The sequence below is a fragment of the Nocardia seriolae NBRC 15557 genome (genome assembly GCF_007990715.1).
Lineage (GTDB): Bacteria > Actinomycetota > Actinomycetes > Mycobacteriales > Mycobacteriaceae > Nocardia > Nocardia seriolae.
The window spans coordinates 38,214-50,179 of sequence record NZ_BJWY01000004.1; the positions used below are offsets into that span (position 1 = coordinate 38,214).

The 11,966-nt window shown below is 68.3% G+C and carries 14 protein-coding genes; 9 read left to right on the forward strand and 5 right to left on the reverse strand.

Going from position 1 to position 11,966, the window contains the following annotated elements; translation table 11 throughout:
* Position 1: 1 nt before the first annotated feature.
* The 5 genes from NS2_RS01860 to NS2_RS01880 all read left to right on the forward strand — a co-directional run bounded on the left by NS2_RS01860 (position 2) and on the right by NS2_RS01880 (position 4,728).
* A complete protein-coding gene (locus NS2_RS01860; protein ID WP_197707927.1) occupies positions 2 to 1,372 on the forward strand; it encodes an ABC transporter substrate-binding protein in 1,371 nt (456 codons plus the stop codon).
* Entirely contained in the window at positions 1,369 to 2,217 is an 849-nt protein-coding gene (locus NS2_RS01865; RefSeq protein WP_033085290.1) for a metallophosphoesterase, read from the forward strand. The genes NS2_RS01860 and NS2_RS01865 overlap by 4 nt, the downstream gene beginning before the upstream one ends.
* A 3-nt stretch (positions 2,218 to 2,220) precedes the next feature.
* Positions 2,221 to 3,174 carry a carbohydrate ABC transporter permease gene (locus NS2_RS01870; protein ID WP_081985555.1) on the forward strand — a complete coding sequence of 318 codons (954 nt, stop codon included), beginning with the start codon at positions 2,221 to 2,223 and terminating at the stop codon, positions 3,172 to 3,174.
* Positions 3,167 to 3,991, forward strand: coding sequence for a carbohydrate ABC transporter permease (locus NS2_RS01875; RefSeq protein WP_045436004.1), 825 nt, complete (start codon positions 3,167 to 3,169; stop codon positions 3,989 to 3,991). Before NS2_RS01870 ends, NS2_RS01875 begins: the two co-directional genes overlap by 8 nt.
* 113 nt (positions 3,992 to 4,104) lie before the next feature.
* Positions 4,105 to 4,728 carry an antibiotic biosynthesis monooxygenase gene (locus NS2_RS01880; RefSeq protein WP_033085353.1) on the forward strand — a complete coding sequence of 208 codons (624 nt, stop codon included), beginning with the start codon at positions 4,105 to 4,107 and terminating at the stop codon, positions 4,726 to 4,728.
* Positions 4,729 to 4,795: 67 nt separating this feature from the next.
* On the opposite strand, the gene NS2_RS01885 is transcribed toward NS2_RS01880, so the two are convergent.
* Positions 4,796 to 5,575, reverse strand: coding sequence for a class I SAM-dependent methyltransferase (locus NS2_RS01885; protein ID WP_033085352.1), 780 nt, complete (start codon positions 5,573 to 5,575; stop codon positions 4,796 to 4,798).
* Positions 5,576 to 6,274: 699 nt separating this feature from the next.
* Here NS2_RS01885 and NS2_RS01895 point away from each other — a divergent pair.
* Positions 6,275 to 6,760 (forward strand): PaaI family thioesterase, encoded by a 486-nt coding sequence (locus NS2_RS01895; RefSeq protein WP_033085289.1) that lies wholly within the window; start codon positions 6,275 to 6,277, stop codon positions 6,758 to 6,760.
* Positions 6,761 to 6,859: 99 nt separating this feature from the next.
* Here the strand turns inward: NS2_RS01895 and NS2_RS01900 are convergent, their stop codons facing one another.
* From NS2_RS01900 to NS2_RS01915, 4 genes are read right to left on the reverse strand one after another with little or no spacing between them, the layout of a single operon-like run.
* Positions 6,860 to 7,702: an acyl-ACP desaturase gene (locus tag NS2_RS01900; RefSeq protein ID WP_033085288.1), complete on the reverse strand. Its 843-nt coding sequence runs from the start codon at positions 7,700 to 7,702 to the stop codon at positions 6,860 to 6,862.
* Positions 7,703 to 7,718: 16 nt separating this feature from the next.
* A complete protein-coding gene (locus tag NS2_RS01905; protein WP_033085287.1) occupies positions 7,719 to 8,552 on the reverse strand; it encodes an SAM-dependent methyltransferase in 834 nt (277 codons plus the stop codon).
* Positions 8,549 to 8,800: an acyl carrier protein gene (locus NS2_RS01910; RefSeq protein ID WP_033085286.1), complete on the reverse strand. Its 252-nt coding sequence runs from the start codon at positions 8,798 to 8,800 to the stop codon at positions 8,549 to 8,551. The genes NS2_RS01905 and NS2_RS01910 overlap by 4 nt, the downstream gene beginning before the upstream one ends.
* Positions 8,797 to 9,192 (reverse strand): hotdog fold domain-containing protein, encoded by a 396-nt coding sequence (locus NS2_RS01915; protein WP_052085937.1) that lies wholly within the window; start codon positions 9,190 to 9,192, stop codon positions 8,797 to 8,799. Before NS2_RS01915 ends, NS2_RS01910 begins: the two co-directional genes overlap by 4 nt.
* A gap of 47 nt (positions 9,193 to 9,239) precedes the next feature.
* Here NS2_RS01915 and NS2_RS01920 point away from each other — a divergent pair, with 47 nt between their 5' ends.
* The 3 genes from NS2_RS01920 (at position 9,240) to NS2_RS01930 (ending at position 11,935) form a co-directional block, all read left to right on the forward strand.
* Positions 9,240 to 9,761, forward strand: coding sequence for a hypothetical protein (locus NS2_RS01920; protein WP_052085936.1), 522 nt, complete (start codon positions 9,240 to 9,242; stop codon positions 9,759 to 9,761).
* Positions 9,743 to 11,011: a cytochrome P450 gene (locus NS2_RS01925; RefSeq protein ID WP_033085285.1), complete on the forward strand. Its 1,269-nt coding sequence runs from the start codon at positions 9,743 to 9,745 to the stop codon at positions 11,009 to 11,011. The genes NS2_RS01920 and NS2_RS01925 overlap by 19 nt, the downstream gene beginning before the upstream one ends.
* A 75-nt stretch (positions 11,012 to 11,086) precedes the next feature.
* A complete protein-coding gene (locus NS2_RS01930; protein ID WP_033085284.1) occupies positions 11,087 to 11,935 on the forward strand; it encodes an alpha/beta fold hydrolase in 849 nt (282 codons plus the stop codon).
* The last annotated feature ends 31 nt before the right edge of the window (positions 11,936 to 11,966 follow it).

Sequence of the window (11,966 nt, forward strand, 5' to 3'; positions counted from 1 at the left end):
CGTGAAACGCACCGTGCCCATCCTGGGCCTGGTGTTCGCCGCCTGCCTCGCGCTCACCAGCTGCGGGCTGGGCGGCACCACCGCCACCGACACCACCGCCACCGCGCAGGTCCCCGAACTCGGCCCCGACCAGAAGGTCTCGATCGTCTTCGAGTCCTACAACTACGGTCTCGCCGGCGCGTGGACCGACACCTTCAACGCGCTGATCGCCGACTTCTCCAAGAAGTTCCCCAATATCAAGGTGACCGCGCAGAAGCCGCAGGGCAACAGCCCCAACCCGGCCACCGACACCATTTCCAGCATTCAGAACCAGATCGTCGCGGGCAATCCGCCCGATGTGGCGCAATTGGGTTTCAGCGACCTGGATTTCACCGTTCACCAGTTGGGTGCGAAGCCGCTGGACACGCTGTTCGGCAAGCAGGCGGTGCAGGCGAACTTCGACGGGCAGCGCTTCCGCTTCCACCCGCGCGCCCGCGTGCTCGACGACTGGGAGGGGCACACCTATGGCGTGCCGTTCGTGTTCTCGACCCCGGTGCTGTACTACAACGCGAGCCTGTTCACGGCCGCCGGGCTGGATCCGGCCAAGCCGCCGCTGACCTGGCAGCAGGTGTCCGAGGACGCCAAGGCGATCAATGCCAAGACCGGGCAGGGCGGGGTGTATCTGGACTGCCTGACCAAGTCGGCCAAGGACTGGTGCTTCCAGTCGCTGGTGCGTTCCAATGGCGGACGGGTCATCTCCGAGGATCGGCGCAGCCTCACCTATGCCGATGCGCCCACGGTCGAGGTCGCCCGGATGGCACAGGATCTGGTCACCTCCGGGGCTATGCCCAAGCTCGCGCAGAAGCAGGGTTACGAGGCGTTCGCGCGCGGCGAGATCGGCATGATCCTCGAAACCAGTGCCATTCAGGGCACTTTCGTGGCGGGTGCGAAGGACAAGTGGGACCTGCGCGCGGCAGCCATGCCGCGCTTCGGTGACCGCGCCCCGGTGCCCACCAATTCCGGTGCGGGACTGCACATTCTGACCGCCGATCCGGCCAAGCAGCGCGCCGCCTGGGAGCTGATCAAGTACCTCACCAGCGAGGATTCCTACATTCGGATCTCCAAGAACATCGGCTACCTGCCGCTGCGCTCGGAGATGGTGACCGACACCTCCGTGCTCGGCGCGTGGGCGTCCCAGAATCCGTTGCTGGCACCGAATATCGCGCAGCTGGCCACCATGGAGCCGTGGGTTTCCATGCCCGGCAACAACTATCTGCAGATCCGTGACGGCATGATGGACGCCGTCGAGTCGGTCGTGTTCCAGGGCAAGGACGCCCAGTCCACGCTCACCGCCGCCCGTAGCGAGGGCGCCGAACTGCTGCCCGCGTCATGAGCGAACTGACACTGGTGCAACTCACCGACACCCACATTCGGGCCGCGGGGGAGCGGGTGCTCGACTCGGTGGATACCCACGCGGTGCTGCTGGGGGTCCTCGAGCGGCTGCGCGGTGGTGGGCGGCGCATCGACGCGCTGATCCTGTCCGGCGACCTCACCGACAATGGCGCGCCCGAGGCGTATCGGCGGCTGCGGGACGCGGTCGAACCGGCGGCCGCCGAGCTGGGGGCACAGGTGCTGTTGGTGATGGGAAACCATGATGAGCGCGGCGCCTTCGGGGTGGAACTGCTCGGGCTCGAACCGGATGCCCCCGGTTCGCGCGACCGTGTGCTGGAAGTGGACGGTCTGCGGGTCATCGGGCTCGACAGCACGACCCCGGGCCGCCACGACGGTCGACTGGAGCCGGAGCAGTTGGCCTGGCTGGGTGAGCAATTGCGGCGGCCCGCCGAGCGCGGCACGCTGCTGGTGCTGCACCATCCGCCGCTGCCCTCGGCCATTCCGGCGGCTGAGTTCCTGAAGTTGCAGGACGCCGACCGGCTGGCGGAGGTGCTCGCGGGCAGCGATGTGCGCATGATCCTGTGCGGGCACAACCACATGACCGCGGCCGCGGCGCTGGCCGGGATCCCGGTCTGGGTCGGCCCGGCGCTGGCCTACCGCATCGACGCCATGGCCCCGGCCGGACGTCAGCAGGCTTATGCGGGTGCGGGTTTCACGCGGCTGGACGTACTGGGGGAGACCGTCATCGCGACGGCGGTGGACGCCATTCCGGTGCATCGGATCTACGACAAGTCCGAGACCGAGGTGCAGGAACGCCTGTCCGCGCTCGCGGCGGATGCCGGGTAGCCGGTGTTCGTCACTGTCGAATCGCAGGACGCGCGGCCGGTGCTCGCCACGGCACCGGCGGCGCGTCCGCGGCGGGCACCGCTGCGCAGGGTGCGTCGAATCGCCGCGCCCTACCTGTATCTCGCGCCCGCGGTGATCCTGCTGGTGGTGTGGACCTATCAGCCGCTTGCCCAGGCGCTGCAACTGTCCCCCTACTCGTGGAATCTGCTGCCCACCTCGCCCATGCGATCGGTCGGCACGGCGAACTACGAACGGCTGGTGGATCTTCCGGCGTTCTGGGCCTCGGTGCGCCGCATCGGCGTGCTGATCGTGGGGCTGCTGCCGTTCACGGTCGGGCTGCCGGTGCTGATCGCGCTGGCCAGTCGCCGGGTGGGGGAGCGGGCCCGGACGATCTACCACGCGCTGATCTTCGCGCCGTTCCTGGTCGCGCCGGTGGCCGCCGCCGCGGTCTGGCGCTGGCTGCTGCATCCGCGCACCGGATTCGTCGACAGCGTGCTCGGCTCGCAACGCAACTGGGTCTACGACGCGAGCACCGCGCACTGGGTGATCATCGGCGTCACCGGCTGGCAGCTGCTCGGGTTCGCGGTCCTGGTGGTGTGGGCCGGATTGGCCGGGATCAGCGGCGATTACGACGAGGCGGCGCGCGTGGACGGCGCGAGCCCGGCGCAGATCCGGCGCTGGATCACCCTGCCGCTGCTCTCGCCGACGCTGTCGTTCCTGGTGCTGACCACCGTATTGCTCAGTCCCACACTGACTTTCCCGCTCATCGACACCATGACCCAGGGCGGTCCCGCGCAGGCCACCACGAATATCTACTACCTGCTCTACGAGTACGCCTTCCACAGCTTCGACGCCGGAATGAGCGCCGCCGCCGGGGTGCTGATGTTCGCCGGATTCGGGGTGCTGGCGGCGGGACTGGTCTGGATCTCGGAAAAGGTTGCCTTCCAAGATGATTGAATCCCCGTTGCTCGGGCGATTGCGGTCCGCCGGTGGCCACGCGCTGCTGGCGGGCACCTCGCTGCTGTGCGTGTTCCCGATCTACTGGCTCTTCGCCACCGCCCTGCGCCGTCCCGAGGACGTCGGCTCGCTCTCGCCGCTGCCGTGGCCGATCTCGCTGTCGAACTTCTCCGACGCCGCGCGCCAGGTCGACATCACCGGCCTGGTCGTGAATACCTTTGCGATGGCGGCGCTTTCGGCGGTGGGTCAGCTGCTGAGCGCGCTGCTGGCGGCCTACGCCTTCGCCATGTACACCTTCCGATTCCAGCGGCTGCTGTTTCTGGCCTTCGTCGGCACCTGGCTGGTCCCGTTCCAGGTGACCATGCTGCCCAACTACATCCTGCTCACCCGGCTGGGCCTGCTGGACACCATCGTCGGAGTGGTGCTGCCGACCCTGTGCTCGGCGCTGGCGGTCCTGCTGCTGCGCCAGCACATGGCCGCCTTCCCGAAGGAACTGGTGGCCGCGGCCCGCATCGACGGACGCGGCAGCTGGTCGATCCTGTGGACGGTGGTGGTCCCGAATCTGCGACCGGCCCTGGCGGCCTTGGGAATTCTGCTGTTCATCAACGCGTGGAACGAATACTTCTGGCCCGCGGTGGTTCTCCGCCGCTCCAACGGAGTGCTGCAATTGGGCCTGCGCAGCTTCATGGGCACCGAGGGCGACCAGTGGGGGCCCATGATGGCGGTCGCGGGCCTTGCCTGCCTGCCCGTCCTGCTGCTGTACCTGGTGCTCCAGCGTCACATCGTCAACGCCTTCGTCCGCTCCGGCCTCAAATAAGGGGTCCGGCCTCGGGGTGCCGGCTATTGCCTCAACGATCATGGCGGAGCAGGCTGAGTGGCATCGGTGGCGTCACCGAGGCGCCGCCCCCGCCAAGAGGAGGTGGATTGAACGTGTTCGCACGCTCTAGCACGATTCAGGCGCAACGGTCCTCTATCGACGCCGGGATCGAGCACATGCGCGATCAAGTGATGCCCGCTCTGGCCGAAGTCCCCGGATGGATCGGCCTGTCGCTGCTGGTCGACCGGGACTCCGGCCGATGCATCGTCACCACCGCGTGGGAGACCGAAGCGGCGCTCCACGACAGCGCCGACCGGGTTCGCCCGATTCGTTACCGTGCCGCCGCCATTTTCGGCAGCGGTGACGCGCAGGTCGAGGAATGGGAGATCGCCGTCCTGCACCGCGACCACCCCGCCCCCGAGGGCGCCTGCGCCCGCGTGACCTGGGCCCGAACCAGCCAGGATCGACTCGACGCAGCGATCGACGGCTTCCGCGACGGCACCCTGCCCCGAATGGAAGCCCTCGATGGCTTCTCCAGCGCCAGCCTCCTGGTCGACCGCGCAACCGGCCGCTGCGTCTCCTGTAGCTCGTTCGACAGCGCCGAGGCCATGGACCGCAACCGCACCCAGGCCACCGACATCCGCACCGCAGCCACCCAGCAGGCAGGTGTCCAAGTCACCGAGGTGAGCGAGTTCGAACTGGCCCTCGCCCACCTCCGCGTCCCCGAACTGGTCTGACCCCCCACCGGGCGGCGCCGCCCCAACGGCGCCGCCCGACCAAGGAACCCACGCCCCCCGACGCCTGTCACAGGCGGTGGGCACGCAGGACCCCGGTCAGCATCGGCAGGTCGAACTCGCCCCTGGCGGTTTCCGGCCTGTCCGCGAGGAAGGCGCGGATACGCCCGAGGGTTGCCTCTCGATCCTGCTCACCCATGACCAATATCCCTGCCCGCGTTGCGATCGTCGCGACGAGCGAGTCGGCTGTGCGCCGCTGCACGTGCGAGAACTCGGCCTGCTCGGCCGACCCGAACCGGGCAACCAGAACCGAACCGGTATACAGCAGTCCGCCTGTCGCGCCGCGCCAACTGCTCAGCGTGTCCCGCGGACCGATGGCCGCGCTTCCGCCGACACGCCCCAGCCCCGCAACCCAATCGACCCGATCGTCGAGGACATTCCACGAACCCGCCACGACACCACCCGGCACCAGAACCCTGGCAATCTCGGGTCCGGCCACCGCCATGTCGAACCAGTGCAAGGCGTTCCCGGCCAGCACCGCATCAACGGACCCGTCCGGCAGCGGTATCGCCTCGGCACTACCCCGCAGGCTACGGACAGCAGGCAGTACACGCCGCAGCTCACCGAGCATCGCCGAATCCGGCTCTACCGCAACAACGTCCGCGCCCGAGGCAACCAGTCCACCGGTGAGTTTGCCCGTTCCGGCCCCGAGGTCGAGTACTCGCGCCCCCGGCGCGGATTCCAACGCCCAGAGCACTGCGGCTGAGGCGTAATCCGCCCGGTGCTCGGCGTAAGCGGCTGCCTCGGTACCGAACACCGAAAAATGACGTTGCCGCACAACCCATTCCACGCTCGCCAGTCTCCCGCGCGCACCCCGGGTCCACCCCACAACAGGGCATTTCTATTCATCGAGTGGCACAAATTGGAGGGATTCGTCCGGTTTCCGTCACGGTTTTGTGCCACTCGGCGTTCGGGAGGGGGGTCAAGTTGCTGTGGCTAGTGCTCTCCAGGCTTTTCTGGGGCGTGGGCGGGGTTGTGGGGTGGCGTGTTCGATTCGGCGGCGGGCGTCGTGGGCGGTGATTCGGAGTAGATCGGTCAGTAGGTCTGCGGTGTCGCGATAGCCGGTGTTTGCGGCGAGGCCGCGGCGCTCGGCTTCGGCGACGGCGGCTCGCATGGCGGCGTCCAGGCGCCTTCGGTGGCGTTCGGTTTCGACTAGGGTGCGCAGCAAGTCGACGTCGGCCAGGTTCGGCCATCCTCGGGCGGGAGCATCCGGCGCCAGCGCGGTCGAATGTATGTTCACCCGAGTTAGCTTACCCGGGAGTAGAACATATGTTCGATAATTCGTTTATCCGATGTCGTCGGGCCGAGGGGGCGATGCGGTTCGGGGGGCGATGTCGGCCATGGCCGGACGGTAGTGGTGGAACGGGTGGAGGTGAGCGGCGTTGTCGATCGGCCGATCGGAGGTGGGAATGGAATGGGCTGTGGCAAGCCGGAATGCACCGGTGGCTGGTCGAATTCGGGGACATCGTTGGGTAGGAAGGGATGATCCATGACCGGCACGGGGATACATGTGAACGGCGAGGCCGAATCGAATGCGACGGTGGCTTCGCGGGTCGAGGAATTGACCACGGTCTTCGAGCGGGGGCTGCAGGAGAAGCTGGGTGTCGGTGCGTCGCTGGGGATTCGGCTGGACCGGGCGGGGGATGGGTATACCCGCTACTGCCTGGACCCGAATCCGGCCACCATCAATGCCATGTTCACCGTGCACGGCGGTGTCATCGCGACGCTGATGGATACCGCCATGGGTAGTGCGGTTTTCACCAAGCTGGGTGACGACACCGCGTACACGACCCTGGAATTGAAGGGGTACTTCATCCGCTCGGTCGCCATCGACGGCAGCCGCCTGACCTGCGAGGCGACCGCGGTGCACGTGGGGCGGCGGACCGCCACCGCCGAGGGGCGCATCACCGACGCCAACGGCAAGCTGGTCGCACACGGCTCCACCACGATCCTGGTGCTCGGTCCGCGGAGCTGACCCGGGCGGCACGCGCGAGGGTGACCGATACGCAAGAGAGCCCGGCCTCCGAGGGACCGGGCTCTCTCACATCGGGTCCGGCTCTTGCGGTCGATCGCCTCAGCCGAGCGCGCGGCACTGTCCGATGAAGTCGGCCAACTCGTCGAGCCGATCGGTGCGGGCGTCCACCGCGCGGTCGAGGACGCGCAGCAGATGCTCGTAGGCCGCGGTGTGGTCGTAGTCGGCCACGTCGGCGATCCGAAATGCCCAACGCCAATACCCGCGCATGGTGTCCGCCAACGGCATTCGGAATCCCGCGATCACCTCGCGTATCGGCTCCACCACCTCGTCGCCCTGCACCCGCAGGTACCGGCTCACCACATCGGCCATGAAGCTGAAATGCCGGGCCTCGTCGCGCGCCAGCCGCGAGAGCACCGCGGCCAGCACCGGATCGGCGGCCACCTCCCGCAATTGGTGGTAGTACATCTGGGTCGCCTTCTCCTGCACCAGCGCGTAGGCGAAGAACTGCACCGGATGCCGGTACGGCAGGTCGAACGGCTTCTGTCCTTCCACCGCCAATTCCGCACGCAGCGAATCCCTTTCGGCGATGCCCGACGCCACCTGGTAGTGGTTCAGCGCCCGTGCGTGGGTGTCTTCCTCGAGCGCCCACCGCACCGTGAAGTGGTAGAGCTCTCGATTGTGGATGAAGGCGGGCCGGTCCACGCTGTCGTCGACGGGGAAGAACCGCTGGTACACATCGAAATAACCCGGTAGGTGATCCTCGATGAAGGTCACGAACCGCACCGCCGAGCGCTGCCCCTCGGTGAGCCGGCCCGCGTCGGCCGTCGCCCAGTCGAAGGCGGTCTCCACGTCCCAGGCCCGGGCCGCGGGGGAGGCCGCCAGGAACCCGTCCACCGCTGCTACCAGCTCGCCGACCGGCAGCAGGGAAGATTCCATCGTCATTGTCCGCTCCCGACCGTCAGCGCGCCTTGCGGCAGCCCAGTGCGTAATGCTTTGTGGTGTAACCCCATCCGGCATTGGCCACCTCGAGAAAGTGGCGCAGCTCGGCGGCCAGGCCCGGCTTGCGGGCGTCGATGCGCGCGGCCGCGGCGTCCACATTGGCGATCCAGTCCTCGATGGTGCGCCGATACTGGTCGGTCAGGTCGTCGACCGAGGTGATGGAGAAGCCCGCGTCCTCGGCCGCGGTGATCAGTTCCGAGAGCGGGCGCAGCGAACCCCACCCGAAGATGTCGTTGCGCACGAACTCGGTGCCCGCGCGTTCGTCGAAGGCGCGGCGGGCGGCCGCGTTGCGGAAGCAGCTCTCCGACACGTACAGCGCGCCGCCGCGGCGCAGCACCGCGCGCGCCCGGCCGAAGACCGGGTCCAGCTCCGGCATGTGCACGATGGACCCCAGCATGGTGACGGCGTCCTGGCTGCCCGCGGGCAGGTCCAGTTCCTCGAAATGCCCGACGCGCGTGTGGACTTGACGCGCCACACCGCGCGCGGCGGCCTCGGCGGCGATGTACTCGTGCTGGCGCGGCGCCGGGCTGATGCCCAGGGTTTCGCACCCGTATTCCTGGGCCATGAACAGGATCAGCGACCCCCACCCGCAGCCGATGTCGAGCAGCCGTTCGCCGCCGTGGACACCCAGCCGCCCAGCCACGAACCGCAGCTTGTTGCGTTGCGCGAGTTCCAGTGTTTCGCTGCCGGATTCGTAGAGCGCGGAACTGTACTTGCGCAGCGGATCCAGGAACTGGCCGAAGATCTCCGGATCCAGATCGTAGTGCTGATTGGTGTCGGCGGTGAGGCTCACGCCGCCTCCCGCAGTGCCTTGTCGACCACCGCGGCCACCTCGCCGAGGGTGGCGGTGCCGAAGACGTCCTCGTCCTCGAGTTCGATGTCGTACGTCCGCTCGATGCAGGCGATCATGCGCAGCACCCGCACTGAATCCACCCCGGCCATGCCGCGCAGGTCGGCGTCGGGGGTGAGCGTCGATGCGGGCAACCCCGTCTCGGCGGCGGCGATCTCGGTGACGGTGTGCAGGATGTCGTCGGTGGTCATGACGGAACTCCGTTCGGGGACAGGGCGGTTGCCGTGGTGAGGGCCTGGTCGAGCAGCGCGACCTCGTCGTCGCGCAGGGACAGTTGGTGGCGCACCGCGTCGAGCGCGAAGGGGCGATAGGTGGCGGCCGAGGCGGCGCACACCGCGTCCTCGGCGTCGCGGATCTCGGCCGAGGCCTGGATGAGGCCGCCGGTTCCGGACTCGGAAAGCTCTGCCACGCAACGGTATTCGCGGTCGATCAACAGCGGGGTGAGGAAGCGGGTGCGCTGGGAGACGGTGAAGGCGGGCACGAACTGGTGGACACGGCGCTGGCACGCGGCCGCTTCGACAAGGGCCGCTGCACCGCTGCGGCGGACCCCGTCGCAGATGACGCCGGTCAGACCGCCGTGCACGATGCATCCACGAGATCGTCACTGCCGCCGAATCTCTCGGAGAGGCCGTGCCGTACCGGTTCCGGGCCTCGGTGCGCCGCCGCTTCGACCGGCAGCTCGAGGTCCCGGCGGGGCTGCTGGTGCTCGGCGACGCCCAGTGCGCGTTCAACCCGCTCTACGCCCAGGGCATGACCGTGGCCGCGCTGCAGGTCGCCGCCCTGCGCGAATGCTTGCGGAGCGGCGTCGCGTTCACGATGCTGCCCACCCGGTTCTACGCGGCCGCGAGCGCGGCCACGGACACCGCCTGGCAGCTGGCGGCCGCCTCGGATCTCCGGCATCCCGCCGTCGCGGGGCAGCGCGGCCTGCGCACCAGGCTCACCAACGCGTATGTGGCGCAGTCGCATCGCGCCGCGCACCGTGACCCGCTGGTGGCGCGGACCTTCATGCGGGTCGCCCATCTCGTCGAAGCGCCCGCCGCGCTGGCACATCCGGTGCTGGCGGGCCGAATCATGCTGCGCGGCAATGGCCGCCCGCCTCCTGCCAGCCCCTCGTTGAATCCAGGAGGACCGCCATGGCCGCCCCAGAGATGAACGCCCCAGCCGAGGACCAGGATCCGGCCGTCGTGGACGCGCTGATCCGGCTCTTCGGACCCGACGGCCGCGCCGACCCGTACACCCCCGCCCGCGTCCTGCGCGATGCCGGGCCCATCCACCGCACCCCGCTCGGGCATCACGTGCTCACCCGGTACGAGGACTGCGCCGCGGTGCTGTCCACCACCGCGTGGAGCCACGCCGAGGAGGCGGGGATGATGCACCCGACCGTCGAACCCGAGGACGCGCCCGAGGAACTGCCCACCTCGTTCCTGTGGATGGAGCCGCCGGACCACACCCGGCTGCGCAATCTGGTCACCAAGGGGTTCACCCCGCGCATGGTGACCCGATTGCGGCCGCGCATCACCCAACTCGCCGAACAGCTCGTCGACCGGTCGCTCGAGGAGGGCGAATTCGATCTGGTCGAGAACATCGCCTACCCGCTGCCGCTGATCATCGCGTGTGAGCTCATCGGCGTGCCCGAGGAGGCCTACGAGCAGGTGCACCGGTGGTCGCAGGATCTGGCGCGCGGTTTCGACCACGACTACACCCTGCCCGCGGCATGTCTGACGGCGCGCAGCGCGGCCTCGCGCGGGTTCATGGGCTACTTCCGGGAATTGCTCGACCAGCGTCGCGCCGATCCGAAAGACGATCTGCTGAGCGCCCTCTCACTGGTCGAGGACCGCGGCGACGTGCTCACCGAACAGGAACTGCTGGCCACCTGCATCACCACCTTCGTGGCCGGGCACGAGACCACCGCCAACCTCATCGGTACCGGCATGCTGCGCCTGCTGCGCGCCCCCGACCAGGTCCGGGCCCTGCGTGAACGACCGGAACTGACCGCCTCGGCACCGGACGAGCTGCTGCGCCTGGAGCCGTCGGTGCAGATCACCACCCGTGCCGCCACCCGACCGATCACGGTGGCGGGCCACGACTTCGCGCCCGGCGACGGTGTCGTGGTACTGATCAACTCGGCCAACCACGACGAACGGGCGTTCCCCGACCCGGACCGCACCGACGTGGCCCGCTACTCCGACCCGATGCGCCCCGCCAAGAAGCACCTCGGTTTCAGCCTCGGTATCCACTACTGCCTCGGCGCACCCTTGGCACTGCTCGAAATGGAAGTGCTGCGCGACGTGCTCCTGCGCAAGGTCGCCGCCATGGAACCGATCTCGGAAAACCCGCCCTTCAAGCCGAACGTGGTGATCCGCGGCCTGGAATCCCTGCGGGTGGGTTTCCGGCCCGTGTGAGCTGGCGTGGGGAGTTCCCTTTTCGGCGCGAAAGGGCACCGGCGGGGCTCGGGATGCGGACATAGCGTCGGCGTCATGACCGAGTTTCTGCACCACGCCGGTGGGCGAATCGCTTATGACGTAACCGGATCCGGGCCGCTGGTGGTGCTTTCGCACGGGATGGGGGACCATCGGCGGGCCTATAGGTTTCTGGTGCCCAGGCTGGTCGAGGCCGGGTATCGGGTGGCGAACATGGATATTCGGGGGCACGGAGAATCCAGTATGAGCTGGACCTCGCACGATGGGGGTACGAAGATCACTCGTACCGATATCGCGGGCGATATTCTCGCGCTGATCGGGGAGCTGGGTGGGCCCGCGGTCGTTGTGGGGCACTCGATTTCGGGTGGTGCGGCCACCATCGCCGCTGCCCGTGGGCCGGAACTGGTGCGGGGCGTCATCGAGTTGAATCCGTTCACGCGGGTTCAATCCTTTTCGGTGGGAGCGTTTTTCACCCAGGGGCGCTATCGTCGCGGCCAATCGCTGCTCATCGGGTTGATGGTCTTGCGCAGTCTCGCGCTGTGGCTGAAGTATCTCGACCTCGCCTACCCGATCAAGCCGGCCGACTACGACGAATACGTGGCCGATCTCGCCCGGAATCCGCGTGCGGCAGGCCGTTTCGAGGAGTTCATGAAGGTCGACTCGAATCCGGCCGATGCCGGTGCGCAGCTTCCGAACATCGGCTGCCCGGCACTGGTGATCATGGGTACCGAGGATCCCGACTTCGCGGATCCGCGGGCCGAGGGCGAGGCGATCGTCGCCCTCATGCCGAAGGGGCTGGGCAGGGTCGAGCTCGCGGCGGGTGCCGGGCATTACCCCCACGCCGAATTGCCGGATCGGGTGGCCGAACTGGCGCTCAAATTCCTGGCTCGGCACGCGTCGCAATAGCGGGCACCCGCGTCGAGATCGAGGTCCCGGC

Coding starts and splice junctions, on each gene's coding strand:
- NS2_RS01865 (WP_033085290.1), top strand. CDS start 1,369: ATGAGCGAACTGACACTGGTGCAACTCACCGACACCCACATTCGGGCC.
- NS2_RS01875 (WP_045436004.1), top strand. CDS start 3,167: ATGATTGAATCCCCGTTGCTCGGGCGATTGCGGTCCGCCGGTGGCCAC.
- NS2_RS01895 (WP_033085289.1), top strand. CDS start 6,275: ATGACCGGCACGGGGATACATGTGAACGGCGAGGCCGAATCGAATGCG.
- NS2_RS01900 (WP_033085288.1), bottom strand. CDS start 7,702: ATGACGATGGAATCTTCCCTGCTGCCGGTCGGCGAGCTGGTAGCAGCG.
- NS2_RS01910 (WP_033085286.1), bottom strand. CDS start 8,800: ATGACCACCGACGACATCCTGCACACCGTCACCGAGATCGCCGCCGCC.
- NS2_RS01925 (WP_033085285.1), top strand. CDS start 9,743: ATGGCCGCCCCAGAGATGAACGCCCCAGCCGAGGACCAGGATCCGGCC.
- NS2_RS01930 (WP_033085284.1), top strand. CDS start 11,087: ATGACCGAGTTTCTGCACCACGCCGGTGGGCGAATCGCTTATGACGTA.